Genomic DNA, 26998 nt, shown 5'->3' on the forward strand with positions numbered 1-26998 from the left:
GACCTAATCTCTAACTCGAAAGGCAGAGGCAGGATAGAACACAAGCCAAGTACCCTACAAAAAGAATATCCCGCCTTGGCCATGAGAAAGAATAGAAGGAGTCTATTCAATCACTCGCATGGACCCCAGAAAGACGGAATATAACCATGAGCAAATTTTATGTAGGTTCTGAAGTTGGCCAACTGCGTCGTGTCATGTTGCATCGCCCCAATCTCAGTCTCAAACGTCTGACACCTTCCAACTGTCAGGACCTGCTGTTCGATGATGTCCTCTCTGTCGAGCGGGCTGGTGAAGAGCATGACAAGTTCGCCCAAGTACTGCGCGATCAGAATGTCGAAGTCTTCCTGCTGACTAATCTGTTGGCCGAAACCCTGGATGTGCCGGAAGCCAAAGCCTGGCTGCTGCAACATCAGGTCTCCGATTATCGCCTCGGCTCAGCCCTTGCCAATGATGTCCGCTGCTTCTTGTCGGACATGCCCCACCGCGAGCTGGCGCGGATCCTCTCCGGCGGTCTCACCTATTCAGAGATGCCGTTTAATGGCGTCAACATGGTAGTCGGCATGCACGCCCCGACCGATTTCATCATAGAGCCGCTGCCCAACCATCTCTTTACCCGTGACACCTCCTGCTGGGTCTACGGTGGCGTCTCCATCAACCCCATGGCCAAGGCCGCTCGCCGCCGCGAGACCAACCATGTGAAGGCCATTTACCGTTGGCATCCGCAGTTCGCCGGTCAGGATTTCATCAAGTACTTCGGTGATGAGGATCATGACTATGACAACTCCACCATCGAAGGCGGTGACGTCCTGGTCATCGGTCGCGGCGCCGTGCTGATTGGCATGTCCGAGCGCACCACGCCACAAGGGGTCGAGCATCTGGCCCGCAGCCTGTTCAAGCACGGTCAGGCCAAGCAAGTCATCGCCATGCAACTGCCGAAACACCGTAGCTGCATGCACCTCGACACCGTCATGACCCACATGGACATAGATACCTTCTCCGTCTATCCGGAAGTCATTCGCAAAGATGTGAACTGCTGGAGTCTGACCCCGGATGGCAATACCGGCATGAAGATCAAGGAGGAGGGTTATTTCGTGACGGCCATCGAGAAAGCATTGGGTGTGGATCAGCTCAAGCTCATCACCACCGGTGGCGACAGCTTCGAGGCCGAGCGCGAGCAGTGGAACGATGCCAACAACGTACTGACCGTGCGCCCTGGTGTGGTCGTCGGCTACGAGCGCAATACCTACACCAACGAAAAATACGACAAGGCCGGCATCACTGTGCTGTCCATCCCGGGCGAAGAGCTGGGACGTGGCCGCGGTGGCGCCCGCTGCATGAGCTGCCCGATGGAACGTGACGGCATCTAACCGGACGGCGTGGCGCCGGCAGAGGCTGGCGCCACACAAATAAAGCATCGAGATTAACCACTATGAAAAAACCAACTGTCGTCGTCGCCTTGGGGGGGAATGCCCTGCTCCGTCGTGGTGAGCCCCTTGAAGCGGATATCCAGCGCAAGAATATTGCCACCGCCGCCAAGACCATCGCCCAGATAGCCCAGGAATACAATGTGGTACTGGTGCATGGCAACGGCCCGCAAGTGGGTCTGCTGGCTCTGCAAAACAGCGCCTATACCAAGGTCGCTCCCTATCCCCTGGATGTGCTGGGTGCAGAATCTCAGGGCATGATCGGCTACATGCTGATCCAGGAGTTGAAGAATCTGATGCCGAGCCGCAACGTCACCGCGCTGCTGACTCAGGTGCAGGTCGATGCCAAGGATCCGGCCTTTGCCAATCCGACCAAATATATCGGCCCCGTCTACTCCGAAGCCGAGGCCCGCGCCCTGGCCGCCGAGAAGCAGTGGAGCGTCAAGGCAGACGGCAAGTTCTTCCGCCGCGTAGTGCCCTCTCCGCTACCCCAGCGCATCGTTGAAGGCGATGCCATCGAGACCCTGATCGCTCAGGGGCACCTCATCATCTGTACCGGTGGTGGTGGTATTCCCGTGACTTGGGATGGCGAGCGTCTGACCGGGGTGGAGGCCGTCATCGACAAGGACATGTCTGCCGCCTATCTGGCCAAGCAGATCAAGGCCGATACCCTGCTGATCCTCACCGATGCCGATGCCGTCTACCTGGATTGGGGCAAACCGACCCAACATCCGCTGCGCACCACCAGTCCTGATGATCTGGCTGGTATCCCATTCGATGCAGGTTCCATGGGGCCAAAGATAGAAGCTTCCTGCGAATTTGTAAGAGCGACCCAGGGTCGCGTCGGTATAGGTTGCCTGGAAGATGGTCTGGCCATCCTCAAGGGTGAGGCCGGTACCAGCATAGTGGCCAATCTGGCCATCCCAGCCTAGTCAACTTCACTGCCTACTATTGGTCTGAACAAAATAAGAGAGAACTCATCATGGCTTTCAATCTGCGTAATCGTAACTTCCTGAAACTGCTGGACTTCACCCCGCGCGAAATCCAATACATGATCGACTTGGCCATCGACCTGAAAAAAGCCAAATATGGTGGCTACGAGCGTAAGCATCTGGGCGGAAAGAATATCGCGCTGATCTTCGAGAAAACCTCCACCCGTACCCGTTGCGCCTTTGAAGTGGCAGCTTTCGACCAGGGCGCGCAAGTCTCCTACCTTGGGCCAAGTGGTTCCCAGATTGGTCACAAGGAGTCCATGAAGGACACCGCTCGCGTGCTGGGCCGCATGTATGACGGTATCGAATACCGTGGTTACGGCCAGGAGATCGTGGAAGAGCTGGGTGCCCATGCCGGTGTCCCTGTCTGGAACGGTCTGACCAATGAGTTCCACCCGACCCAGATCCTGGCCGACTTCATGACCATGCTGGAACACGGCAAGGGCAAGCGTCTGGATCAAATCAAGTTCGCCTACCTGGGTGATGCTCGCAACAACATGGGCAACTCTCTGATGGTTGGCGCCGCTAAGATGGGCATGGATATCCGCCTAGTCGCTCCGAAAGCCTTCTGGCCGGAAGAGGATCTGGTCGCCAAGTGCCGCCTGATTGCCGAAGAGACCGGCGCCCGCATCACCATGACCGAAGATGTGAAAGAGGGCGTGCTGGGCACCGACTTCCTCTACACCGATGTCTGGGTCTCCATGGGTGAGGCGAAGGAAGCCTGGGATCAAAGGGTGAAACTGATGACGCCTTATCAGATCAACATGGATGTCATCAATGCCACCAAGAACCCGGATGTGAAGTTCATGCACTGCCTGCCGGCGTTCCACAACGATGAGACCACCATGGGCAAGGAAGTGGCTGACAAGTACGGAATGAAAGGTCTGGAAGTGACCGAGGACGTGTTCGAATCCGAGCACAGCATCGTGTTCGACGAGGCCGAAAACCGGATGCACACCATCAAGGCAGTGATGGTTGCTACGCTGGGCGACTAAGGTCGCGGTAGTGGTACCGGGGGGAAACCCCCGGTTTTTCAACCATGTGACAGCGGAATAATACCTCTAACCCCTACCCGCAGCCTGCATGGATACCACCCCACAGAAGGATGTTGGACCATGACCAAATTCAAGTTCCCATCAGCCTACACCATACTGTTTGTGCTGATCGCCTTTGTTGCCGCCCTGAGCTGGATAGTGCCGGCCGGCAAATATGACATGACCATGAATGAAGCTCTCGGCAAGGAAGTGCCGGTAGCCGGTACCTACAAGCTGGTCGACGGCAATCCCCAGGGGATAGTCGACGTGCTGCTGGCACCTATCGATGGTCTCTACAATCACCAATCCTATGAAGCGGGCGCCATCGACGTTGCCCTCTTCATTCTGATCATCGGTGGCTTCCTTGGCATAGTCACCAAGACTGGCGCCATCGATGCCGGTATCGAGCGAGTAACCTACCGGCTGCGTGGCCGTGAGGAGTGGATGATCCCGATCCTGATGGCGCTGTTCGCCGCAGGGGGGACCATCTACGGCATGGCTGAAGAATCTCTGCCTTTCTACACCTTGCTGGTGCCCGTGATGATGGCGGCCCGCTTCGACCCTCTGGTGGCCGCAGCGACAGTATTGCTCGGTGCCGGTATCGGTACCCTGGGCTCCACCATCAACCCGTTCGCCACCGTGATTGCCGCCAACGCCGCCGGTATCTCCTTCACCGATGGTATCTGGCTGCGTGTCGCCATGCTGGTGGTGGGCTGGTTCATCTGCGTTGCCTACGTGATGCGTTACGCCAAGATGGTGCGCAACGATCCCAGCAAATCCGTGGTTGCCGACAAGTGGGAAGAGAACCGCGCTCACTTCCTTGGTAGCAAGGGTGACGAAATGCTGACCTTTACCCTGACCCGCAAAATAGTGCTAGGCATCTTTGCAGCCTCCTTCGGGGTGATGATCTACGGGGTGGCCGTGCTGGGCTGGTGGATGGCCGAGATCTCCGGCGTCTTCCTGGCTGCTGCCATCATAGTGGGCCTGATCGCCCGCATGAGTGAGGAAGAACTGACCTCCAACTTCATCGACGGTGCTCGCGACCTGCTCGGCGTGGCCCTCATCATAGGTATCGCTCGCGGTATAGTAGTGGTGATGGATAACGGGATGATCACCCACACCATACTGCACAGCGCCGAAGGGTTGGTGGCTGGGTTGTCCAACGTGGTGTTCATCAACGTTATGTTTGCCCTGGAAGTGGTGCTCTCCTTCCTGGTGCCATCGTCCTCTGGCCTGGCCGTGCTGACCATGCCGATCATGGCGCCCCTGGCGGACTTTGCCAACGTGGGCCGCGATCTGGTGGTTACCGCCTACCAATCCGCTTCCGGCATCGTCAACCTAGTGACGCCGACTTCCGCCGTGGTCATGGGTGGCCTGGCCATTGCCAAGGTGCCTTATGTACGCTGGCTGAAGTGGGTCGCCCCCCTGCTGGGCATATTGACAGTGCTGATCATGGCCTGTCTTAGCCTGGGAGCCGCTCTCTGAGCAAGATGATTGATGTCACAACAGGGAGCCCATGGGCTCCCTGTTGTTTGGGCGCTGTGCAACCACGGAGATGTCGCATCAGCGGTTGGATCCCCGGCAATGGAATAGATGAAGAAGAGGCGACCCTGAGGTCGCCTCTTCTTCATCTTGGGCAAGAGAGGGGTCAGCGTGCCTGGGCCAGGGTACGCAGCACGGCTTCGTGGGCCTGACGGGTACGACTGATGTGGCGGGGCGCGACCAGCACCACATCGTTGCCCGCGACGGCGCCCATGATCTCGGGATTCGCATGACGGTCCAGCAGGCGAGCCACCACGGTCGCGGCGCCCGGGGTGGTGTGAATGAGCACCAGCTGACGGTTATGGTCGACGGAGCGGACCATGTCGTGCACAGAACGGCTGCAACCGGCCGGCTCTAGCTGATCCTCTACCAGGGTATAAATCTTCTTGCCGCTGGCGTTTTGGGCCTTGGCCACGCCGAGGCGACGCAGCAACCGGGAGATGGTGGACTGACTGATGTCGGTGAAGCCCTGCTTGGCAAGCTCGTTGCGGATCTCTTCCTGGGTGCTGAAGCAGTGCTGGCCAATGATTCGGCGGCAGGCATCGAGCTGAGCCGTGTCGGTTTCCTGCTCCACCGGGTGGAAATGGGTCTTGACCAAGATGGATGTCCTTTGCCTTTGTCATCAGCGAAATCTCTGTCAGGGTGCAAAGACACTGGTGGGATCGACTGACAAAAAAGTATCGGCTAGTGGATCCATGGGGCTAACCATGGTTGAGATGGTAAATTATAGCTAATCGACAGCGGTGGGCTGTGACCCGTATCAAAAATGGGCCCCTTGGGGCCCAATCACTGATCCATTTCAGCGCTCGTCAGGTGGCGGAGCTATCAGTAACGCTCGCTGACAATATCCTGGGTGAAGGACTTCTCGCAGTACTTGCACTTCATCCGTACCGCGCCCTTGACCTCGCGCACGCTGAAGTAGCTGTCCACGGGCTCGTTGTGGGAGATGCAGTTGGAGTTGGGGCAGTGGAAGACCCCGGTGATGAACTCCGGCAGAGCCAGCTGATGTTTCTTCACCACGTTGAAGTTTTCGATGATGTTGACCGTCGCATTGGGGGCGAACAGCGCCAGCTGGTTGGCCTGTTGCTCGGTCAGCCGGGTGTTCTCAATCTTGATGAGGTCCTTTTTGCCCAGGGCGCCGGATTTGAGGTTGAAGCCGACGGTGATCCGCTCCTGGGTCTCGATCAGTTGGAACAGCTTCAGGATCTTGATGCCCTGACCGGCAGGGACATGGTCTATGACGGAGCCGTGACGGATGGCTTCGACTTGCAGTTGATTCTTGTCAGGCATGATATTCCCCTCAGGCGGATTCATTCAGCGCCAGTGCCTGGCGCACGATAGAGTGACGGATTGCCGCTGGCCGTTGATTCTTCTCGGCCAAGGCGTGCTCCTTAAACGGTTTCGTTCAGTACCAGTGCCAGCAGTGCCTGGCGCGCATAGACCCCGTTCTCCGCCTGCTGGAAGTAGTAGGCATGGGGGGTCTGGTCGACGGCAACGTCTATTTCATCAACCCGGGGCAGGGGGTGCAGTATCTTCATGCCTGGCTTGGCACCGGTCAGGGTACTGAGGTCCAGCACGAACTTGGCGGCCATGTGCTTGTATTCGGTTTCGTCGAAACGCTCTTTCTGGACGCGGGTCATGTAGAGGATGTCGAGCTCCGGCATCACCTCTTCCATGGTCTCGTGCACGCTGAACCTTATGCCTTTCTCTTCCAGCTCTTCACACAGGTAGTCCGGCATTGCCAGCGCCTCGGGGGAGATGAAGAAGAAGCGGCAGTTGAACAGGCTCAAGGCCTGGGCCAGGGAGTGAACGGTGCGGCCGTACTTCAGGTCGCCGACGAAGGCCACGTTCAGGCCATCGAGTTTGCCTTGGGTCTCGCGGATGGAGAAGAGATCGAGCAAGGTCTGGGTCGGATGCTGGTTGGAGCCGTCACCGCCGTTGATGACAGGCACGCGGGAAAACTCGGAGGCGAGGCGGGCTGCCCCTTCCTTGGGATGGCGCATTACCACGGCATCCGAGTAGGAGCCGATGATCTTGATGGAGTCGGCCAGGGTCTCGCCCTTCTTGGCGCTGGTGTTGCCGCCATCGGCGAAACCGATGATGTTGCCGCCCAGACGCTGCACCGCCGTCTCGAATGACAGTCGGGTGCGGGTCGAGGCTTCGAAGAAGCAACTGGCGACCAGTTTGTTGTGCAACAGCTGGGTGTTGGGTTCGGCCTTCAACCGCTGAGCGGTCTCGACCACCAGTTCCATCTCGGCGCGGGTCAGATCCGAGATAGAGATGACGTGTTTGTTATAGAGAGGATTGGTCATCGTCTGCGTTCCCTTTGGCATCTATGAGGTTTTTCTGGCACAAAAAAAAGCCCCTGAAACAGGGGCTCTCTTTAAAAATAATTGGGGATCTATGGGCCGGGAGACGAAAACAACGACTCGACGCTGGTGCGTTCCACCCGGCTGCGAGGCGATTTTCTGAGTGTGTGACTGCGTGAACATATCCCGACCTTTTTCAAAACCGGACAGATTATAGAGTTGGATTTTCAATTGTCAAAAATTTATTTTTTAGGCATTTTTACGGCGGAAAAACGTTTAACTGTCGCGAATGGGGCGGCAAAGCCAGACCTGGTGTAGCGGTTGCAGTTGCGCACCCTCGAGGACCATGGCCCGCAAATAGGCCAACCGATGATGCCCCTCCAGCAGACAATAAGGGACAGGCATGGCTCGGCCGTCCGGATACAGGCTCTGCTCATCGGTCGCCAGCACTATGATGGGCTCGGGCCAGCTACCCTGGTGCAGCATGTAGTCACCTAGCCAGGAGCGGCGCACGTAGCTGTTGTGGCTGAGCAGCTCCTGCCAGCGTTCGATCGCCTCCATGTGGCGCGAACCGATCTGCAGCAGACGCTCCCTGGGCCAGCTCTGCAGCTCAAAGTGGTGACGGGCCAGATCGATAAAGCTCCAGTTGGACTCGAAACCGCGCCAATGGCGATACAACCACTGAGCCAGCACATTTTCAGGAATGAAGGGAGCCAGAGGGCCGACCCGGGCCAGATAGTCGGGCAGGGCTTCTGTCTTGCACTCATCCCGGAAGTTGAGCGGTGCCAATTGCTGTAATAGTCGATAGTTGAGCATTTGCTACCTCCCTGATCACTCTCTTACCCTAATCCCAATTTTGCTGCTTTCCTAGCCAGACGGGGCTGTAAATACAGGCAGTTAACCAGCCAGGTGAGCTAAAATGAACACTCTTGTACAGCAATCGAGCAATCACGCCATAATCCTAAAAAAAAGCCTTTACCTTTGATCTCCGCTTTGTATAATTCGTCTCGTTTGTTGCAGGGGCGTAGTTCCAATTGGTAGAACAGCGGTCTCCAAAACCGATGGTTGCGGGTTCGAGTCCTGCCGCCCCTGCCATTTTCCGAAGAAACCGACTCACGAGTCGGTTTTTTTACGCCTGAAATATGGTTCTTGGCTGATTGAGCCCGAGCCTCTCTCCTCGCCAGCCCATTGACCTGTCCTTGATCAGCACGCCTTCATCGTCCGTGCCCCAATCCGATTTCACCTCGCCGCATATTTCCACACCTCCCTGCCAATACCATAAAGTCCGTTTGAACCCCGTCATTGGATCGGTCGCCGCTTATTATGTAATTCATTAATGGTGTCCTTTGTTTAATGCTTGCACCATCGCCGTCGATATAGTCCTTACAAAGCATGCCGTTTTATTCTTCACGACACGAATAGCGATTAAGGACATTCCATGAAGCTTTCTCTGCGTGGCAAGTTGCTGGCGACCAGTTTGGGGGTCGTCGTGCTGACCGTCTGCCTGCTGGGCTCGACCGTCTACTTCAGCCTGAAAAGTCAGACACTGAGTGCCATTGATAGTGAGGCACGCAACTACGCCGGTGCCTACGCGGAAGGGATAGGCAACTGGATGCAGGACAGGCGGGAAAGCCTCAGTGCTCAGGTGGATGTGATAGCGAGCTATCCGGCGGCGGATCTGGTGTCTCATCTGCAGCAGACTTTGCGCTCCGGGGGCTTCGGGCTGGCTTACTATGGCTCGACCGAGGGGGTGATGACCCGCAACGACCCGGCCCTCAACAAGGGGGACTATGACCCCAGAGAGCGACCCTGGTATCAGGATGCGGTCAAGGCGGGCGGCCTCATCATCACTGAGCCCTATGTCAGCGTCACCATGCAGCAACTGGTGGTCACTCTGGCCGCGCCTGTGATGCAGCAAGGCAAGCTGGCCGGTGTGGTCGGTGCCAACCTGGCATTGGACAAGCTGATCAAGGATGTACTGGCCATGCAGGTGCACGGAGATGGTTACGCCATGCTGCTGGACAAGAACGGCCTCATCGTCGCCCATCCCGACCAGGCGCTGACCCTGAAGCGGAGTCAGGATCTGGATGCCAATCTGGATGTCAGCCATCTGCAGCTCATGAGTCGGCAGGGGTCACTGCAGGAGGTCGAGATAGACGGTCAGGCCAGCATGGTGCTGGTACGTGCCATTCCCCATACCGACTGGCTGCTGACCATGGTCATGAAACGGGATGTGCTGCTGGCGCCTCTCGACAGCCTGTTGTGGCAACTGGTGATGATAGGCGGCGGTCTCTTGCTGCTGTTCAGTCTGGTTTTGACCAGCACCTTCAAATACCTGTTCCAGGATCTGGGCCGGGTGGCGAGCGCCCTCAATGACATCGCCCATGGCGAGGGAGATCTCACCGTCCAGATCCAGACTCGCAGCCAGGACGAGGTTGGCCAGCTGGCCCGCAGCTTCAACCAGTTTGTGGCCCGGTTGCACGGTATCGTCAGCCGGCTGCGGGAGGTGGGTCAGCAACTGGCCGAACAGTCTCGCAGTCAGGCGGCCGGTGCCCAGGCCCGCAGCCAGCAGGTGCGTCAGCAGCAGGACGAGATCGTCATGGTTGCCACGGCCGTGACCGAAATGGCATCGGCCACCCAGGAGATAGCCGGTAATGCCGAGTTTGCCGCGACCACCTCGGGGGAGGCAGTCAAGCTGGCTATTGCTGGCCAGTCCCAGGTGGGCCAGAGTCAGCGCAGTATCACTGGCTTGGCCGATGAGGTGGCCGATGCCAGTCAAATCATTCACGAGCTCGATGCCCATGCCCAGAAGATCAGCGGCATATTGGCGACCATCAGCGGCATCGCCGAGCAGACCAATCTGCTGGCCCTCAACGCCGCCATAGAGGCGGCCAGGGCGGGTGAGCAGGGCAGGGGGTTCGCCGTGGTCGCCGACGAGGTGAGGGTTCTGTCCAAGCGCACTCACGACTCCACCGATGAAATTCAACAGATGATAGAGACGTTGCAGCAGACCACCCGTCGTGCGGTGAGCGGTATGGAAGCCAGTCGCCAGCTGGCAGGTACCAGCGTTGAGGATGCGGAGTCTGCCAACCAGAGCCTGGGGCGGATCAATGAGGCCATAGGAACCATCAGCGACATGGCAACCCAGATAGCGGCGGCGGCGGAAGAGCAGACCTCGGTCACCAGCGAGATCAGCCGTAATACCGAGAATATCCGCCACGTTTCTCAGGAGCTGGCCGAGCAGGCGGGCGAAGAGGCGGCCCAGGCCGCCGAGCTCAAGTCGCTGACCGAGCGGCTGGCCCAGGAGCTGGGACGCTTCAAGCTCTGAGTGATGCGGTAAAAAGATGCAAAAAGGGCTGCCGATGGCAGCCCTTTCCATGTCGGCAGGTGCTGGCCAGCAGGGGCTCGGGATCCGAAGTATGGCGGCATGGCGGGTTATGCAACCCAGAGCCTGTATCCGCGATGGGATCTTGCGATGGTCCCGACCGCAAGAATCAATTTGGCGCCAGATGGGATGAGGCGCAACATGGGGTTCCGGTATCGGTTTCTGTTGCATAATTGTTGTTTTTGGGCCCTTGGTGGCCAGCAGGGGTCGAGCCGCGGTTTTTGTTGGAACAAATTGCTCTAAGTTAGAGACAGGGCAAAACATTTTTTTTGACTGGTTGGATCACTTTTAATGGTCTTTTTTACTGTTATAAGTGGCTAATTTGGTTTGTTTTTTTTAATCGCTACTCGGGGTAGGATGAAATCTGTTCCTACTGTCGGAGTAAGGCGGTTGTAATAAAACTCCAAAATTTGATACTAATCACATTCGCACCTGAAAAGTGGGGGCCTGACCATGACAGGAGGTTGTGGAAGAGCCTGCTGATTTTCATAACAAAGAGTCCTTGGCCTGCAATTTGGCCGCGCCTTGTTTCGCGAGAGATGAGACACTAGAACGCGATTATTTATTAACCATCAGGGAATAGTCATGCAGATTGGAATACCGAGAGAGAGTCTCGCCGGTGAGACCCGGGTCGCAGCGACCCCGGCCACCGTTGAGCAGCTGAAAAAGCTCGGCTTCGAAGTTGCGGTCGAGACTGGCGCAGGTCAGCTGGCCAGCTTCGATGATGCCGCCTTCGAGGCTGCCGGTGCCAGCGTGGTGCCGAGCGTCTGGCAAGCCGACCTTATCTTCAAGGTCAATGCGCCGACCGATGCCGAGATCGCCGAAATTAAAGATGGCGCCACCCTGGTGAGCTTCATCTGGCCAGCCCAAAACCCCGAGCTGGTCAAGAAGCTGTCCGAGCGCAACATCAATGTGATGGCGATGGACATGGTGCCGCGGATCTCCCGTGCCCAGTCCCTTGACGCCCTCTCTTCCATGGCGAATATCGGCGGTTATCGCGCCGTGGTCGAAGCCGCGCACCAGTTTGGTCGCTTCTTCACCGGCCAGATCACCGCCGCCGGCAAGGTTCCACCCGCCAAGGTATTGGTGATCGGTGCCGGTGTGGCCGGTTTGGCTGCCATCGGTACAGCCGGCTCCCTGGGCGCCATAGTGCGCGCCTTTGATACCCGTCTGGAAGTGGCCGAACAGATCGAATCCATGGGTGGGGAGTTCCTCAAGCTGGACTTCGGCGGTGAAGATGGTGCCTCAAGCGACGGTTACGCCAAGGTGATGTCCGATGAGTTCATCAAGGCCGAGATGGAGCTGTTTGCCCAGCAGGCCAAGGAAGTGGACATCATCATCACCACAGCCCTGATCCCGGGTCGTCCGGCTCCGAAGCTGATCACCAAGGAGATGGTTGACAGCATGAAGCCGGGCTCCGTCATTGTGGACTTGGCTGCGGCAACCGGTGGCAACTGTGAATACACCAAGCCGACCGAGCTGTTCGTGACCCCCAACGGCGTCAAGGTAATAGGTTACACCGACCTGCCCGGCCGCCTGCCTGCCCAATCCTCCCAGCTCTACGGTACCAACCTGGTCAACCTGATGAAGCTGATGTGCAAGGAGAAGGACGGCCAGGTTGCCATCGACTTCGAAGACGTAGTTCAGCGCAACATGACGGTGATCCAGGCCGGTGAAGTGACCTTCCCGCCGCCCGCCATCGCCGTCTCTGCCGCGCCGCAAAAACCGGCCGCCGCTCCGCTCAAGAAAGCTGAAGCCAAAAAGCCATCCAACAAGAAGTTCGTGTTTGGTGCTCTTGGCATCGCCGCCTTCGGTTGGGTAGCATCCGTGGCACCCGCCGCCTTCTTGTCCCACTTCACCGTATTCATCCTGGCCTGTGTGGTCGGTTACTACGTGGTGTGGAACGTATCTCACTCCTTGCACACGCCGCTGATGTCGGTCACCAATGCCATCTCCGGCATTATCGTGGTCGGCGCCTTGCTGCAGATTGGTCAGGGTTCGACACTCGTCACCGCGCTCTCGTTTGTCGCCGTGCTGATTGCCAGTATCAACATCTTCGGTGGCTTCACCGTGACTCAGCGCATGCTGAAGATGTTCCGTAAGGATTAAGGGGGTTTAACGTGTCTCAAGGACTGGTAACAGCATCCTATATCGTTGCCGCCGTGCTCTTCATCCTCAGTCTCGCCGGACTGTCGAAGCAAGAAACGGCCAAGCATGGCAACCTGTTCGGTATCGCGGGGATGGCCATTGCCCTCGTCGCCACCGTACTCAACCCGGAAACCAGTGGTGTGCACTGGATCATCCTGGCCATGGTCATCGGCGGCGCCATCGGCGTGCGTCTGGCACTCAAGGTCGAGATGACCGAGATGCCCGAGCTGGTGGCCGTGCTGCACAGCTTCGTCGGTATGGCGGCGGTATTGGTGGGCTTCAACAGTTTCATCGATCTGCATCCATCCGCTCCGGCAGCCGTTGTGGTCTCTGTCGGCTCCAACCTGGATGCGACCCTGGCCGCGGCCCGGGCGGCGTTCGAGCAGGCGGCCAGTGCCGCTCAGGCTGAGCACCTCACCGGCGCCATGCTGAATATCCACCTGGTGGAAGTCTTCCTCGGTATCTTCATCGGTGCCGTGACCTTCACCGGTTCCATAGTGGCGTTCGGCAAACTGCGTGGCCTCATCTCCTCCAAGCCGCTGATGCTGCCACACCGCCACAAGCTGAACCTGCTGGCCGTGCTGGTTTCGCTGGCGCTGATGGTGCACTTCGTCAACGCCGGTGGTTCCACCATGGCGGTGGTGCTGATGACCCTGATCGCCTTCGCGTTCGGCTGGCATCTGGTGGCCTCCATCGGTGGCGCCGACATGCCGGTCGTGGTCTCCATGCTCAACTCCTACTCCGGTTGGGCGGCGGCGGCGGCGGGCTTCATGCTCTCCAACGACCTGCTGATCGTGGTGGGTGCCCTGGTGGGCTCCTCCGGTGCCATCCTCTCTTACATCATGTGCAAGGCGATGAACCGCTCCTTCATCTCAGTGATCGCCGGTGGCTTCGGCTCCGACGGCGTGGCATCCACAGCTGACCAGGAGATGGGCGAATACCGTGAGACCAACGCCGAGGACGTGGCTGACATGCTGAAAAATGCCAGCTCCGTCATCATCACCCCGGGCTACGGCATGGCGGTGGCACAGGCGCAGTATCCGGTGGCCGAGATCACTCAGAAGCTGCGGGATCGTGGCGTCAAAGTGCGCTTCGGTATCCACCCGGTTGCCGGTCGTCTGCCAGGCCACATGAACGTGCTGCTGGCAGAAGCCAAGGTCCCCTATGATATCGTGCTGGAAATGGACGAGATCAATGACGACTTCAACGACACCGATGTGGTGCTGGTGATTGGTGCCAACGACACCGTCAACCCGGCCGCCATGGAAGATCCGGGCAGCCCCATCGCCGGTATGCCGGTACTGGAAGTGTGGAAAGCGCAGAACGTCATCGGCTTCAAGCGCTCCATGAACACGGGCTATGCCGGTGTCCAGAATCCGCTGTTCTTCAAGGACAATACCCAGATGCTGTTTGGCGATGCCAAGGCCAGCGTCGAGGCTATCCTCAAGGCACTCTGATCCTCAACGTCATAGCAGTATTCAAGGGGGGCCAAGGCCCCCTTTTCTGTGCCTGCTGTCTGGCTTTCTTGCGATGTCGGATCCTGCTCCGCCTTGGTTTAATCGGCCTGTGGGTTGGCAGATTCGCGGCGGTGCGGCCATGATGGCCTTGTCAACGTGGGTTGCGAGGCTTGATAGCCACTCGGCCCTCACGCCTGTTTTTGCAACGCTAACCCGCCACTATTCCCCGGGCTTGGCTGTGGCAATCGTTCAAAAGTCGGGCATAATGCCTGCCATCACGTCGGGGTTTATCAACTAAATTTTAGTTTCCCCGCAATAATTAGTATTCACAGAAATAGAAGAGGCGCCGCGCCAGACCATGGAGCATTTGCAGATGAAGCCACAATGGATCGAGTTTATTGCCCTGCTCAAGCGTGAGGTCGTGCCGGCCCTGGGTTGTACCGAACCCATGTCGGTGGCCTTGGCTGCCGCCAACTGCCGCCGCCTGCTGGGCCAGCCGCCGCAGCGGCTGAGCGTCTGGGTCAGTGGTAATCTGTTCAAGAACGGCATGGGGGTCGGTGTGCCCGGCACCGGCATGATAGGCCTGCCTGTGGCTGCTGCTGTGGGGATCACGGGGGGCAACCCCGATGGGGGGCTGGAAGTGCTCAAGGCCCTCACCCCGGCGCAGGTGGAGCAAGCCAAGGCGCTGCTGCCCCTCATCAAGGTCGATGTGAAGGATGTGCCTGATGTGCTCTACGCCGAGGTGCTGGCGGAGGCTGATGGTCACAGTGCCCGGGTAGTGATCTGCACGGATCACACGCGCATCGTGCTGATGGAGAAGGATGGCGAGGTTCTGATGGAGCAAGCCAGTGCCCCCGGGGTGCAGATCCAGCCAGCCAAATCGGCCAGACCCGCCCTGACCCTGAAGGCGATAGTCGAGTTCTCTCTTGACGTGCCATTGGCCGATATCACCTTCATTGGCGAGGCGGCCAGCATGAACCAGGCCCTGGCTGACGAAGGGTTGCAGGGTTATGGCCTGAGCATCGGCAAGATGCTCACCGATCAGGTGGAGCGCAAGTTACTCTCCGACGATCTGATGACGCTGGCCATGCGACTCTCCTCTGCTGCATCGGATGCGCGCATGGACGGCGCCATGCTGCCCGCCATGTCCAATTCGGGCTCGGGCAACCAGGGCATAGCCGCCACCATGCCGGTAGTCGCCGCCGCCCGCTTCCTCGCATCGAGCGAGGAGCAGCTGATCCGGGCGCTGGTGATGAGCCACCTGGTGGCCATCTACATCAAGACGTATCAGAACAAGCTCTCTGCCCTGTGTGCTGCCAGCACGGCTGCCATGGGGGCGGGTGCCGCCATCACCTGGTTGCTGGGGGGCAAGTTCGAACAGATAAGCCACTGTATCAATAACATGATTGGCGATGTTTCCGGCATCATCTGCGACGGCGCGGGCAGTGCCTGCTCCATGAAGGTGTCGACCTCTACCTCAGCGGCGGTCAAATCCTCCCTGATGGCGATCAACAACCTGCGAGTGCCCCAGAGTGAGGGTATCGTCTCGGATGACGTGGATCAGACCATTGCCAACCTGGGCCAGCTCTCCAAGAAGGGTATGCTGGATACCGATATAGAGATCATCAACATCATGCGGGCCAAGCAGCGCAACTGACCCTGTTGTGAGCCGAGCATCAGCTGTGTGCCTGATCGGCTTTTGCAGGGCCACGTTGGGTCGCCCGAGACCCGACGGGCGAAAAAAAACCGATGGCCTAGGCCATCGGTTTTTGTTGGAAGAGTGACTATCAGCTCTTGGCGTGCCGGTTTTCTGGGTAGTTCTTGCCGAGCACCTCACGGGCGTGCTGGGCCAGGGTTGGCATCTTGAGGGTGTCGTAGGACTCGATCATGATCTCCAGTGCCTCTTCGGTCTCCGGCGTATCCGGGTAGGTCTCAACTACCTGCTTGGCGCGGTTGGCGGCCGCAACCAGCGCATCGCGTTTCACATAATACTTGGCCACGCTCAGGTCGTAGCGAGCGAGGCGGTTTTTCAGACCTATCATGCGCGCCCGGGCATCGGCAGCGTAGCTGCTGTTCGGGTAGTTCTGCAGCAGTGTCTTGAAATCCTGGAACGCTTGACGGGCGTAGGAGGGGTCTTTGTCATCCCGGGCTATGCCGAGCTGATCCTGGAAGAAATTATAATCGCCCGCCATGTTGGTCAGGCCACGCATATAGAAAACGTAATCTATATTTTTGTGCGCCGGATTGAGGCGGATAAAGCGGTCGATATTGGCGGTCGCCTGGGCGGTATCATCCTGCTTGTAATAGGCATAGATGAGGTCGAGTTGCACTTGATTAGAGTAAGCGCCAAAGGGGTAACGAGAGTCTAATGCTTCCAATAACTCGATAGCATTCACATAGTTACCGGCATCCAGCTTGAGGCGTGCTTTCTGGTACAGGGTCTCCGGCGGTTCGTCGGGTACCTTGGGTTTGGTGCTGGAACAGCCAGTGATCAGGGTAGCGACCAAGGCGAGTGACATCAGCAGGTGAGACTTCTTTCCCATCAACAACATCCGGTCCATTTCCACGAAATTGGCAAAGTATCCGTTATGCTTGGCTAAAAGAAAAGCTAGAATAGCCGGATTATTTCGAATTGAAACCCCCGCTCAAGAGACCATACATGAGCCAGCATATTGAATTGACAGGCGAATTCCAGGATCACCAATTCGGGCAGCGACTCGATCAGGCTCTGGCAGAAATATTTCCCGACTACTCCCGTACCCGGATCAAGGAGTGGATCCTGCAAGACCGAGTGACCCTGGATGGTCAGGTTGCCAACACCCCGCGTGAGAAAGTCATCTCGGGGCAGCAGGTCCATGTCACGGTCGAACTGGCAGACGACACCCGCTGGGATGCCCAGAATATAGCGCTCAACATCGTGTTCGAAGATGAGCATATTCTGGTGATCGACAAGCCGGCAGGTCTGGTAGTTCATCCGGGGGCTGGCACGCCGGACGGCACAGTGCTCAACGCCCTGCTGCACCTCTATCCCGACATAGCCGAAGTGCCCCGCGCCGGCATTGTTCACCGTCTGGACAAGGACACCACTGGCCTCATGGTCATTGCCAAGACGATCCCGGCGCAGACTCATCTGGTGGAGGCGCTGCAGGCCCGCCAGATCACCCGTGAATATGAAGCGGTGGCCATAGGGCACATGACCGCGGGCGGTACCGTGGATGCGCCCATAGGTCGTCATCCGACCCAGCGTACCCACATGGCAGTCATTCCCAATGGCCGTGAGTCCGTGACCCACTACCGGGTGCATGAGAAGTTTCGTGGCCACACCCGCCTGCGACTGCGACTGGAAACCGGTCGTACTCACCAGATCCGGGTACACATGGCGCACATCAAGCACCCTCTGGTTGGCGATCCCGCCTATGGTGGTCGCATGCGTCTGCTGCGTAACGGTACGCCTGAGCTGACTGCTGCGCTGCGCGGCTTCCACCGTCAGGCCTTGCATGCCACCATGCTGCAACTGGCTCACCCCATCACGGGCGAGGTCATGCAGTGGCACTCCTCCACTCCTCAGGACATGGTGGAGCTTATGGAGGCTATGCGTGCCGATACCCTGGCCAATCCAGATGATCTGATCTGGGGCTAAGCGTCGGCGGCCCAGCCGGTTGATACGGGCTGGGCCAGGGAAGTGTTAAGGGCGGGGTATCCAGTGGGTGCCCCGTTTTTTATGGCATTTTTGCATGATTCATAAGGAGTCAGTGATGGAGACGATAATACCGAACTGGCCTGCCCCGCCGAGGGTCCGGGCCTTTTCCACCACCCGGGATGGCGGGGTCAGCCAAGGGGTTTTTGCCGGTCTCAATCTGGGGAGTCATGTCGGGGATGAGGCTCTGCTGGTCGATGCAAACCGTGCTCGCTTGCAGCAGGAAATGGGTATTCCGGGTCGGCTCAACTGGCTCAATCAGGTGCATGGCACCGCCGTCCATCAGGTCAGCAATCAATACGATATTGTGCCGGATGCCGACGCCGTCTGCGCCCATGAAGCCGGGTTGGCCTGTATCGTCATGACGGCGGACTGTCTGCCTGTGCTGCTGTGCGACAGGGCCGGTACTGTGGTGGCGGCCGCTCATGCTGGCTGGCGTGGCTTATTAGGCAATGAGCAGGGGGGCGTACTGGAGGCCAGCATCAAAGGGATGAACTGCGATCCGGCCGAGATACTCGCCTGGTTGGGCCCGGCCATAGGGCCCAGTGCCTTTGAGGTGGGGAGCGAGGTGCGGGATGCCTTCATGGCGCAGCAGGCCCAGGCGGTTGTCGCGTTCATGCCATCCGCCAACGACGGGAAATGGCTGGCTGATATCTACCAGCTGGCCCGGCTGCGCTTGGCCCGCTCCGGAGTGAAGGCCGTCTATGGGGGTGAGCACTGCACCTTCAGTGACAGCGAACGGTTTTACTCCTATCGCCGTGATGGCCAAACCGGCCGCATGGCCTCGCTGATCTGGCTGGGTGACGCTTAGGGCGCCCATCGCCATCAGTGAGCGCGTTTACTCCTGGCGCCGCGAGGGTCAAACCGGTTCCATGGCATTGCTGATCTGGCTGGCGTCGTGATCAGGCCCGCTTCTTGCCGAGGGGGCGGGTCTGCCTTGGCACCCGGGGTGGGGAAAAAATAAACAACCTCTCCCCTTGAAATCGTGGCCGCAGACCTCATCTTCCTTATCAGAAAGTTCTGTTGTTGCCGCCATGGCGGCGTCTGTTTCAAAGGGAGGAGTGCAATGCGCCTCGATCGCCTGACCAGTAAATTCCAAGTCGCTATTTCCGATGCCCAGTCCCTCGCACTGGGTCGTGATCACCAATTTATCGAACCCGTCCATCTGATGACCGCGCTGGTCAATCAGGATGGTGGGTCTAGTCGTCCCTTGCTGACGCTGTGCGGGATTGACATCAATGCCCTGCGCTCACGCCTCGGCGAAGAGCTTGATCGCCTGCCCAAAGTGAGCGGTGTCGAGGGTGACGTTCAGCTCTCCAGCGGCCTGGGTCGCCTGCTCAATGTCTGCGACAAGCTGGCCCAGCAACGCAAGGATCAGTTCATCTCGTCTGAACTCTTCCTGCTGGCTGCCCTCGATGAGAAGGGCAACCTCGGTGAGCTGCTGCGCAGCCAGGGGCTGACCAAGGAGAAGCTTGAACAGGCCATCGACAAGGTGCGCGGCGGCAAGAAGATAGATGATGCCAACGCCGAGGAGAATCGCCAGGCGTTGGAGAAGTACACCATCGATCTCACCGAGCGTGCCGAGATAGGCAAGCTTGACCCCGTGATCGGGCGGGACGAAGAGATCCGCCGTACCATCCAGGTGCTGCAACGCCGCACCAAGAACAATCCCGTACTGATCGGCGCCCCCGGTGTCGGTAAGACCGCCATCGTCGAGGGACTGGCTCAGCGCATCATCAACGGTGAGGTGCCGGAAGGGCTCAAGAACAAGCGTGTGCTCTCCTTGGACATGGGGGCGCTGGTAGCAGGTGCCAAGTATCGCGGTGAGTTCGAAGAACGGCTCAAGGCGGTGCTGAGCGACCTCGCCAAGGAGGAGGGCAACGTCATCCTCTTCGTCGACGAGTTGCACACTATGGTCGGCGCCGGCAAGGGCGAAGGGGCCATGGATGCGGGCAACATGCTTAAACCCGCTCTGGCGCGGGGGGAACTGCACTGCGTCGGTGCAACCACCCTGGATGAGTACCGTCAGTATGTGGAGAAAGATGCCGCCTTGGAGCGCCGCTTCCAGAAGGTGCTGGTGGAGGAGCCCTCGGTGGAGGACACCATCGCCATCCTGCGCGGTCTGAAAGAGCGCTACGAGCTGCACCACCATGTGCAGATCACGGATCCGGCCATCGTCGCGGCGGCCCAGTTGTCGCACCGCTATATCGCCGATCGCCAGCTGCCTGACAAGGCCATCGATCTCATCGACGAGGCCGCGGCCAGCATCCGCCTGCAGATCGACTCCAAGCCAGAATCCCTGGACAGGCTGGAGCGGCGCATCATCCAGCTCAAACTCGAGCAGCAGGCGTTGCTCAAGGAGGATGATGATGCCAGTCGCAAGCGGTTGGAGTTGCTCAGTCAGGAGCTGACCGAGAAAGAGCGCGAATACAACGAGCTGGAAGAGATATGGAAGGCCGAGAAGGCGGCGTTGGCCGGTACTCAGCATATCAAGGCGGCGCTGGAGCAGGCCCGTCAGGATCTCGAGGTGGCCCGTCGCGCCGGTGACTTGGCCCGGATGTCAGAGCTGCAATATGGCCGCATCCCCGAGCTTGAAAAGCAGCTCGATCTCGCCACCCAGGCCGAGATGCAGGAGACCAGCTTGCTGCGCAATCGCGTCACCGACGTGGAGATCGCCGATGTGCTGGCGCGCTGGACCGGGATCCCGGTGGCGCGGATGCTCGAAGGGGAGCGCGACAAGCTGCTGCGGATGGAGGATAAGCTGCATAGCCGGGTGATCGGCCAGGAGGAGGCGGTAGAAGCCGTGTCCAACGCCATCCGTCGCTCCCGTGCCGGGCTGTCCGATCCCAATCGCCCCATCGGCTCCTTCCTGTTCCTGGGGCCGACCGGGGTGGGCAAGACCGAGCTGTGCAAGGCGCTGGCCGAGTTCCTGTTCGACACCCAGGACGCCATGGTGCGCATCGATATGTCCGAGTTCATGGAGAAGCACAGCGTGGCCCGGCTGGTGGGGGCGCCCCCTGGCTATGTGGGTTACGAGGAGGGCGGTTATCTGACCGAGGCGGTACGCCGTCGTCCCTACTCGGTGATCCTGCTCGACGAGGTGGAGAAGGCGCATCCGGATGTATTCAACATCCTGTTGCAGGTGCTGGACGATGGTCGCCTGACCGATGGTCAGGGTCGTACCGTCGATTTCCGCAATACCGTGGTCATCATGACCTCCAACCTCGGCTCGGATCTGATCCAGGAGCACTATGCCGAGAAGGATTACGAGGAGATGAAAGCCCTGCTGATGGAGTTGCTGACCCGCAGCTTCCGGCCGGAGTTCATCAACCGGATCGACGAGACGGTGGTGTTCCACCCGCTCGGCGAGGATCATATCAAGTCCATCGCCCGCATCCAGCTCAAGAGCCTGATGGGTCGTCTGGAGTCCCAGGGCTTCGAGGTGGAGGTGAGCGAGGAACTGCTGACCAAGCTGGTCCATGCCGGTTTCGACCCCGTCTACGGGGCGCGCCCCCTCAAGCGGGCTATCCAGCAGAAGGTGGAAAACCCGCTGGCCCAGGCCCTGCTCAGTGGCCGGGTTGTCCCTGGCAAGCTGTTGAGCCTGGGTGCAGACAGCGATGGTCTCACCATATCGCAGTGAGGCCAGTGGTCTCATCCGTTGTCAGAACGCCAGCCCTCGGGCTGGCGTTTTCATGTCTGCGCGGCGCAAAGAGACACAGGCCGACTGACTGCCTCTTGCCATGGGAGAGTGCGACCTTAGATGTCATTAATAAGGATTGACAAGGCATCAGCCTTCATCAAGAGCAACATGTCGCTCTCTCAGGGAGGCAGTCTGAGCGACCAGCAAGCCTGGGATCTGTCCCTCTAAATCAATAGCCAGGAGCTGCCCCAGGATCCCAGATTCAAGGGCGCCCTCGAGCAGACCACCAAGGCGTATCATGGCAAGTACTCCCAGTACGGGTTGCCGTCGCCGGTCGATGGTCATTTGCTGGGCAACAAGACGTATTGAACCTTCAGGCGGGGTGAGGGTTATGTTTTATCGCTGAGGGTCATCCACCCTGTCAGTGAGGCACCAGGGCCGACGTCAGCCTGACCCGCGTCAACATCTAGCGCCGTCTTGCGAATGGCATCGAAAGACGGCGCATTCATGTGTGCTGTTGTTCAGCCCGGATGGGGGGAGTTGCGCGCTGGCATGGTTGTGAGTGGGACCTGAATGGGTAGGCAAAGGGGGCTGGTAAATGGCGGGGCCCCCTTGTGGCTGGGGGCCGGCCGATACTCAGGAAAAATCGAGCTCCTTGAGTTTGCGGGTGAGGGTATTGCGGCCCCAGCCGAGCAAGCGCGCCGCTTCTTGCTTGTGGCCATGGGTATGCTCCAGCGCCGTCTCCAGCATGATCCGTTCGAACTGAGGCATGGCGTCGGCCAGTATGTCTATCTCGCCCAGAGCCAGCTTGGCGGCGACCCAGTCGCGCAGCTGTTGCTGCCAGCCACCGGCGAGTGCGGGTTGACCCGGTTCGGCGACGCTGGTGATCGGCGTCAGCAGCTCTGTGGGCAGATCGGCGACCAATACCTCCTGTCCCGAGGCCATGACGGTCAGCCAGCGACAGACGTTTTCCAGCTGACGCACGTTGCCGGGCCAGGGCAGTCGGCTGATGAACACTTGAGTATCAGGGTGCAGGCTCTTGGCCTCCACGTTGAGCTCCTTGGCGGCTCGCAGCAGGAAGTGGTGAGCCAGCTGGGGGATATCTTCACGGCGCTCCTTGAGGGCCGGGATATGGATGCGGATGACGTTGAGGCGGTGGAACAGATCCTCCCGAAATTCGCCATCGGCGACCCGTTTCTCCAGATTCTGGTGGGTGGCGGCTATGATGCGCACGTCCACCTGTACCGGCTGATGGCCGCCAACCCGATAGAACTGACCATCGGCCAGTACCCGCAGCAGCCGGGTCTGCACATCCAGTGGCATGTCACCTATTTCATCGAGAAACAGGGTGCCGCCATCCGCTTGTTCGAAGCGGCCATGACGTATGTTGTTGGCCCCGGTGAAGGCTCCTTTCTCATGGCCAAATAGCTCTGATTCGATCAGGTCTTTCGGGATGGCTGCCATGTTGAGGGCAATGAAATTCTTGTGGGAGCGCGGGCTGTGACGATGCAGGGCATGGGCGACCAGCTCCTTGCCGGTGCCGCTCTGGCCGTTGATCAACACCGAGATGCTGGACCGTGACAGCCGGCCGATGGCGCGAAACACCTCCTGCATGGCGGGGGCTTCACCGATGATCTCCGGGCTGCTGGCGGCATCCTGCGGCCGAGTCTTGCGCTTGGTGCGCTGCTCCTTGAGGTGGTTCTCTGCGCGGCGCACCAGGGTGACCGCCTCTTCAATATCGAACGGCTTGGGCAGGTATTCGAAGGCGCCACGCTGATAGGCGTTGACTGCACTGTCGAGATCCGAATGGGCGGTCATGATGATGATGGGCAAGTCCGCCTGACGACGATGGATCTGTTCCAGCAGGCTGAGGCCATCTATGCCGGGCATGCGGATGTCGGACAGGATCACATCGGGAGATCGTGCTTCCAGGGAGTGCAGCAGGGCCTCGCCATCGGCGAAACTCTCGCACTCGAAACCCTCGTTGCCCAGGGTGCGCTCCAGCACCCAACGGATCGAACTGTCGTCATCGACGATCCATACTTTTGCGGTCATGAAGTTCCCTTATTTGCGAAGCGGTAGATAAACGGTGAACTCGGTATGTCCTGGCCAACTGATGCAGTCGATGCGGCCCTTGTGCTGATCGATCAGGTTCTGGGCGATGGAGAGTCCGAGCCCCGTGCCGCCCTCCTTGCCGGTAATCATGGGGTAGAAGAGAGTGTCACGGATGGCATCCGGGATGCCGGGGCCGTTGTCGATGATCTTGATCTCGGCGGCGAGCCGGTAACGCTGGCCGTGGATGGTGATCTGGAACACGGTGCGGGTACGCAGGCTGATGAGGCCCGTCTGGCTGACCAGTGCTTCGGCGGCGTTGCGCACTATGTTGAGGAAGGCCTGCTGCAGCTGATCCGGCTCCATCTCAAATTCAGGAATGCTGGGGTCATAGTCCCGTTCTATGTGGATCCCGCCGGGCAGCTCCAACTCCACCAGACGGCGTACCTGTTCCAGTACCGAGTGGACGTTGTGAACCTGATGGCGGCCGGGACGCTGGGGGCCAAGCAGGCGATCGACCAGCAAGCGCAACCTGTCAGCCTGCTCGATGATGATGCCGGTATATTCGCGCAAGGCAGGGTCTGGCAGCTCCTTTTGCAGCAATTGGGCGGCCCCCCGCAGTCCCCCGAGCGGATTTTTGATCTCGTGGGCCAAACCGCGCACCAACTCCCTGGCTGCCTGTTGTTGGGCATGCTGCTGCAACTCCTGACTGATCTTCTTCTGCTGATCGATCTTGCGCAGCTCAACCACTATCAAGCGCTGCTCATGGTCGGCCAGGGGGCTGGCACTGAGTTCGACCAGGCGAGGCTCTCCTTCCACGACGAGCGTCACTTCACTGTCGGTGAAGCCTTGCCCCGAGATGAGGCATTGGCGAAAGCGTTGCAAGTCGAGGGAGATGTGCTCCAGCAGATGGGGCAGTTCCAGCCCGATCAGCCGGCGTTGACTGAGGGAGAGCAACTGCTCAGCCGCAGGATTGACGTGCTGAATGCAGAGGCGCTCGTCCATCAGAATGACGGCGGTCAGCAGGTTGTCGAGTAATGTCTTGGCTTGATCCGAGCGGACTGGCACAGGTTTCTCCCTAAAACGGTGCTACACACCGGCAATGCACCAATATAGTGCATTCAGTCTACCCGCATAGGTGCAGAGGATCACCCTTTATGAGGCGCAGGGCCCGGGTTGGCTGCCTGATTGGCTCTGGTTCTGTGCAGATAGAAAGTCACAACATCTGATTTAGCAAGGATCGTACCGTCTTTTGCCAGTAGCTCGAGCTGCACCCTATGGGTGCCCCGATCCAGATTTTCCAGGCGGATCATCAGCGTGTTGTGAGCCCGGCCCCGCTCCTTGCCATCGAGCAACAGGCGCAAGTCGTACTGGGTCGGCGGGACGGGAGTGACCTGGGCTTCAAACACTATGTTGCCTGTGTTGTCGCGCAGGGTGCTGTCTGGTTCGGGGGACAGCAGGGAGATGGCCAGTTCGGCCTGCTTGATATCGGCGCCAATGAGGTGGTTGTAATTATCGACCTGTACCGAGTGGGTGGTTGTGCCAACCAGAGGTGCGACTCGCAGATCGATCTCCTGGGTTTGCTGGCCGGCGGGAGGGGCACTGGTGTAGTGAGTGATCCCCCGATTGTCGATCCAGGAGTAGATCTTGGCACCCTGGGCGCTCAGGCAGACCAGCAGCAAGAACCCGGCATAGCGGCTCATTCTCATCCATCTCTCCTTGGTGGGATCCCGCTTAAAGCCTATCAGAGAAAAAACCCGCCATGAGGCGGGTTTTGTATGCATTGGGTTCTGACTGTATCTGTTAGACAGAGTAGTACAGTTCGAACTCCAGCGGGTGCGGGGTCATGCGTACGCGGTCCACTTCATGCTGCTTCAGCTCCAGGTAGGAGTTGATGAAGTCGTCGCTGAACACGCCGCCGCGGGTCAGGAACTCGCGGTCCGCGTCCAGACCAGCCAGGGCTTCGTCCAGAGAGCCGGCAACGGTCGGCACTTCTGCTGCTTCTTCCGGCGGCAGATCGTACAAGTTCTTGTCCATGGCATCGCCCGGGTGGATCTTGTTGATGATACCGTCCAGACCGGCCATCAGCTGGGCTGCGAAGGCCAGGTAAGGGTTGGCGGCCGGATCCGGGAAGCGCACTTCGATACGGCGGGCTTTCGGGCTAGGTACGACCGGGATACGGATGGAAGCGGAACGGTTGCGGGCAGAGTAAGCCAGCATGACCGGTGCTTCGTAGCCTGGTACCAGACGCTTGTAGGAGTTGGTGGTCGGGTTGGCGAAGGCGTTGATGGCCTTGGCGTGCTTGATGATGCCGCCGATGTAGTGCAGCGCCATTTCGGACAAGCCGCCATACAAGTCGCCAGCGAACAGGTTGACGCCATCTTTGGCCAGGGACTGGTGGCAGTGCATGCCGGAGCCGTTGTCACCGAACATGGGTTTTGGCATGAAGGTAACAGTCTTGTTGTAGGCGTGGGCCACGTTGTGGATCACGTACTTCAGCACCTGGACTTCATCAGCCTTCAGGGTGAGGGTATTGAAGCGAGTGGCGATCTCGTTCTGACCGGCGGTAGCCACCTCATGGTGGTGCGCTTCGACCACCTGGCCCATCTCTTCCAGCACCAGACACATGGCGGCGCGGATGTCCTGGGAGGAGTCAACCGGTGCAACCGGGAAGTAACCACCCTTGACGAAGGGACGGTGCCCCTTGTTGCCGTGCTCGTAGGCGGTGCCTGAGTTCCAAGCGGCTTCTTCGGATTCGATCTTGACGAAGCTGTGGCCCATGGTGTTCGAGAAGGTGATGTTGTCGAACATGAAGAATTCGGGTTCCGGTCCAAACAGGACGGTATCGGCAATGCCGCTGGACTTCAGGAAGTCTTCGGCACGTTTGGCGATGGAGCGCGGGTCGCGATCGTAGCCTTGCATGGTGGCCGGTTCCAGGATGTCACAGACGATGTTCAGAGTGGTCTCTTCGGTGAACGGATCCAGCTTGGCGGAGGCCGCATCCGGCATCAGCACCATGTCAGACTCGTTAATGCCTTTCCAGCCGCCGATGGAGGAACCATCGAACATTTTGCCGTCTTCGAAGAACTCTTCGTTGACCTGGTGGGAAGGAATGGAAACGTGCTGCTCTTTACCCTTGGTGTCGGTAAAGCGCAGGTCGACAAACTTGACTTCATGTTCCTGGATCAAGGCCATTACGTTCTGAGCTGACATGCTAAGTAACCTCCGGTGTTAAAACTCTTTGGGTGAATTCGTCATCGATTTCACACTAAGCGAGTATCGTGCCAAGTTTGTGACAGCCTGATTTCAGGGCAGTTG

General features: G+C 58.9%; 20 protein-coding genes and 1 tRNA gene. 12 read left to right on the forward strand and 9 right to left on the reverse strand.

Annotation, left to right across the window (positions count from 1 at the left end; translation table 11 throughout):
- The first annotated feature begins 146 nt into the window (after positions 1-146).
- The 4 genes from arcA to ACSMDR_RS11295 all read left to right on the forward strand — a co-directional run bounded on the left by arcA (position 147) and on the right by ACSMDR_RS11295 (position 4935).
- Positions 147-1367 carry an arginine deiminase gene (arcA, locus tag ACSMDR_RS11280; protein WP_005890718.1) on the forward strand — a complete coding sequence of 407 codons (1221 nt, stop codon included), beginning with the start codon at positions 147-149 and terminating at the stop codon, positions 1365-1367.
- A gap of 62 nt (positions 1368-1429) precedes the next feature.
- Positions 1430-2356, forward strand: coding sequence for a carbamate kinase (gene arcC, locus ACSMDR_RS11285; protein ID WP_436468328.1), 927 nt, complete (start codon positions 1430-1432; stop codon positions 2354-2356).
- A gap of 50 nt (positions 2357-2406) precedes the next feature.
- Positions 2407-3411 carry an ornithine carbamoyltransferase gene (argF, locus tag ACSMDR_RS11290; protein WP_005890722.1) on the forward strand — a complete coding sequence of 335 codons (1005 nt, stop codon included), beginning with the start codon at positions 2407-2409 and terminating at the stop codon, positions 3409-3411.
- 120 nt (positions 3412-3531) lie between these two features.
- On the forward strand, positions 3532-4935 hold the full coding sequence (locus tag ACSMDR_RS11295) for a YfcC family protein (RefSeq protein ID WP_005890725.1): 1404 nt from the start codon (positions 3532-3534) through the stop codon (positions 4933-4935).
- A gap of 163 nt (positions 4936-5098) precedes the next feature.
- Here ACSMDR_RS11295 and ACSMDR_RS11300 read toward each other — a convergent pair whose 3' ends face one another.
- The 4 genes from ACSMDR_RS11300 to ACSMDR_RS11315 all read right to left on the reverse strand — a co-directional run bounded on the left by ACSMDR_RS11300 (position 5099) and on the right by ACSMDR_RS11315 (position 8117).
- Entirely contained in the window at positions 5099-5590 is a 492-nt protein-coding gene (locus ACSMDR_RS11300; protein ID WP_005890727.1) for an arginine repressor, read from the reverse strand.
- A gap of 227 nt (positions 5591-5817) precedes the next feature.
- Entirely contained in the window at positions 5818-6282 is a 465-nt protein-coding gene (gene pyrI, locus ACSMDR_RS11305) for an aspartate carbamoyltransferase regulatory subunit (protein ID WP_005890729.1), read from the reverse strand.
- A 101-nt stretch (positions 6283-6383) separates the two neighbouring features.
- Positions 6384-7304: an aspartate carbamoyltransferase gene (gene pyrB, locus ACSMDR_RS11310; protein ID WP_436468329.1), complete on the reverse strand. Its 921-nt coding sequence runs from the start codon at positions 7302-7304 to the stop codon at positions 6384-6386.
- Between the two features lie 273 nt (positions 7305-7577).
- Complete coding sequence (locus ACSMDR_RS11315) at positions 7578-8117, reverse strand: hypothetical protein (protein WP_005890733.1); 540 nt, start codon at positions 8115-8117, stop codon at positions 7578-7580.
- A gap of 202 nt (positions 8118-8319) precedes the next feature.
- Here ACSMDR_RS11315 and ACSMDR_RS11320 point away from each other — a divergent pair.
- The 5 genes from ACSMDR_RS11320 (at position 8320) to ACSMDR_RS11340 (ending at position 15948) form a co-directional block, all read left to right on the forward strand.
- Positions 8320-8396: transfer RNA gene (locus ACSMDR_RS11320), tRNA-Trp, on the forward strand.
- Between the two features lie 343 nt (positions 8397-8739).
- Positions 8740-10629, forward strand: coding sequence for a methyl-accepting chemotaxis protein (locus ACSMDR_RS11325; RefSeq protein WP_436468330.1), 1890 nt, complete (start codon positions 8740-8742; stop codon positions 10627-10629).
- A 642-nt stretch (positions 10630-11271) separates the two neighbouring features.
- Positions 11272-12795 (forward strand): Re/Si-specific NAD(P)(+) transhydrogenase subunit alpha, encoded by a 1524-nt coding sequence (locus tag ACSMDR_RS11330; protein ID WP_436468331.1) that lies wholly within the window; start codon positions 11272-11274, stop codon positions 12793-12795.
- 11 nt (positions 12796-12806) lie between these two features.
- The gene (gene pntB / locus ACSMDR_RS11335) at positions 12807-14291 is read left to right on the forward strand and encodes a Re/Si-specific NAD(P)(+) transhydrogenase subunit beta (protein WP_005890738.1); all 1485 of its coding nucleotides are present in this window, start codon (positions 12807-12809) and stop codon (positions 14289-14291) included.
- A 373-nt stretch (positions 14292-14664) separates the two neighbouring features.
- Positions 14665-15948: an L-cysteine desulfidase family protein gene (locus ACSMDR_RS11340; protein ID WP_436468332.1), complete on the forward strand. Its 1284-nt coding sequence runs from the start codon at positions 14665-14667 to the stop codon at positions 15946-15948.
- A gap of 130 nt (positions 15949-16078) precedes the next feature.
- Here ACSMDR_RS11340 and ACSMDR_RS11345 read toward each other — a convergent pair whose 3' ends face one another.
- Positions 16079-16834, reverse strand: a complete 756-nt coding sequence (locus ACSMDR_RS11345) for an outer membrane protein assembly factor BamD (protein ID WP_040318786.1) — start codon at positions 16832-16834, stop codon at positions 16079-16081.
- A gap of 116 nt (positions 16835-16950) precedes the next feature.
- On the opposite strand from ACSMDR_RS11345, the gene rluD reads away from it, so the two are divergent.
- From rluD to clpB, 3 genes are all read left to right on the forward strand, one after another.
- Entirely contained in the window at positions 16951-17931 is a 981-nt protein-coding gene (rluD, locus tag ACSMDR_RS11350; RefSeq protein WP_005890746.1) for a 23S rRNA pseudouridine(1911/1915/1917) synthase RluD, read from the forward strand.
- 115 nt (positions 17932-18046) lie between these two features.
- A complete protein-coding gene (pgeF, locus tag ACSMDR_RS11355) occupies positions 18047-18799 on the forward strand; it encodes a peptidoglycan editing factor PgeF (RefSeq protein ID WP_436468333.1) in 753 nt (250 codons plus the stop codon).
- Positions 18800-19054: 255 nt separating this feature from the next.
- On the forward strand, positions 19055-21628 hold the full coding sequence (gene clpB, locus ACSMDR_RS11360; protein ID WP_005890751.1) for an ATP-dependent chaperone ClpB: 2574 nt from the start codon (positions 19055-19057) through the stop codon (positions 21626-21628).
- Between the two features lie 636 nt (positions 21629-22264).
- Here the strand turns inward: clpB and glnG are convergent.
- The 4 genes from glnG to glnA all read right to left on the reverse strand — a co-directional run bounded on the left by glnG (position 22265) and on the right by glnA (position 26893).
- Complete coding sequence (gene glnG, locus ACSMDR_RS11365; protein ID WP_005890756.1) at positions 22265-23683, reverse strand: nitrogen regulation protein NR(I); 1419 nt, start codon at positions 23681-23683, stop codon at positions 22265-22267.
- A 9-nt stretch (positions 23684-23692) separates the two neighbouring features.
- Positions 23693-24748, reverse strand: a complete 1056-nt coding sequence (gene glnL, locus ACSMDR_RS11370; protein ID WP_436468334.1) for a nitrogen regulation protein NR(II) — start codon at positions 24746-24748, stop codon at positions 23693-23695.
- An 80-nt stretch (positions 24749-24828) separates the two neighbouring features.
- Positions 24829-25383, reverse strand: a complete 555-nt coding sequence (locus ACSMDR_RS11375; protein WP_436469311.1) for a DUF4124 domain-containing protein — start codon at positions 25381-25383, stop codon at positions 24829-24831.
- 100 nt (positions 25384-25483) lie between these two features.
- A complete protein-coding gene (gene glnA / locus ACSMDR_RS11380) occupies positions 25484-26893 on the reverse strand; it encodes a glutamate--ammonia ligase (protein WP_005890763.1) in 1410 nt (469 codons plus the stop codon).
- Positions 26894-26998: the final 105 nt, after the last annotated feature.

The sequence above is a fragment of the Aeromonas molluscorum genome (assembly GCF_051376105.1).
GTDB lineage: Bacteria > Pseudomonadota > Gammaproteobacteria > Enterobacterales > Aeromonadaceae > Aeromonas > Aeromonas molluscorum.

Excerpts from the sequence above, each read along its gene's own strand:
- arcA (WP_005890718.1), top strand. The coding sequence starts at position 147 with ATGAGCAAATTTTATGTAGGTTCTGAAGTTGGCCAACTGCGTCGTGTC.
- arcC (WP_436468328.1), top strand. The coding sequence starts at position 1,430 with ATGAAAAAACCAACTGTCGTCGTCGCCTTGGGGGGGAATGCCCTGCTC.
- argF (WP_005890722.1), top strand. The coding sequence starts at position 2,407 with ATGGCTTTCAATCTGCGTAATCGTAACTTCCTGAAACTGCTGGACTTC.
- ACSMDR_RS11295 (WP_005890725.1), top strand. The coding sequence starts at position 3,532 with ATGACCAAATTCAAGTTCCCATCAGCCTACACCATACTGTTTGTGCTG.
- pyrI (WP_005890729.1), bottom strand. The coding sequence starts at position 6,282 with ATGCCTGACAAGAATCAACTGCAAGTCGAAGCCATCCGTCACGGCTCC.
- pyrB (WP_436468329.1), bottom strand. The coding sequence starts at position 7,304 with ATGACCAATCCTCTCTATAACAAACACGTCATCTCTATCTCGGATCTG.
- ACSMDR_RS11315 (WP_005890733.1), bottom strand. The coding sequence starts at position 8,117 with ATGCTCAACTATCGACTATTACAGCAATTGGCACCGCTCAACTTCCGG.
- ACSMDR_RS11325 (WP_436468330.1), top strand. The coding sequence starts at position 8,740 with ATGAAGCTTTCTCTGCGTGGCAAGTTGCTGGCGACCAGTTTGGGGGTC.
- ACSMDR_RS11330 (WP_436468331.1), top strand. The coding sequence starts at position 11,272 with ATGCAGATTGGAATACCGAGAGAGAGTCTCGCCGGTGAGACCCGGGTC.
- ACSMDR_RS11340 (WP_436468332.1), top strand. The coding sequence starts at position 14,665 with ATGAAGCCACAATGGATCGAGTTTATTGCCCTGCTCAAGCGTGAGGTC.
- ACSMDR_RS11345 (WP_040318786.1), bottom strand. The coding sequence starts at position 16,834 with ATGGGAAAGAAGTCTCACCTGCTGATGTCACTCGCCTTGGTCGCTACC.
- rluD (WP_005890746.1), top strand. The coding sequence starts at position 16,951 with ATGAGCCAGCATATTGAATTGACAGGCGAATTCCAGGATCACCAATTC.
- pgeF (WP_436468333.1), top strand. The coding sequence starts at position 18,047 with ATGGAGACGATAATACCGAACTGGCCTGCCCCGCCGAGGGTCCGGGCC.
- clpB (WP_005890751.1), top strand. The coding sequence starts at position 19,055 with ATGCGCCTCGATCGCCTGACCAGTAAATTCCAAGTCGCTATTTCCGAT.
- glnG (WP_005890756.1), bottom strand. The coding sequence starts at position 23,683 with ATGACCGCAAAAGTATGGATCGTCGATGACGACAGTTCGATCCGTTGG.
- ACSMDR_RS11375 (WP_436469311.1), bottom strand. The coding sequence starts at position 25,383 with ATGAGCCGCTATGCCGGGTTCTTGCTGCTGGTCTGCCTGAGCGCCCAG.
- glnA (WP_005890763.1), bottom strand. The coding sequence starts at position 26,893 with ATGTCAGCTCAGAACGTAATGGCCTTGATCCAGGAACATGAAGTCAAG.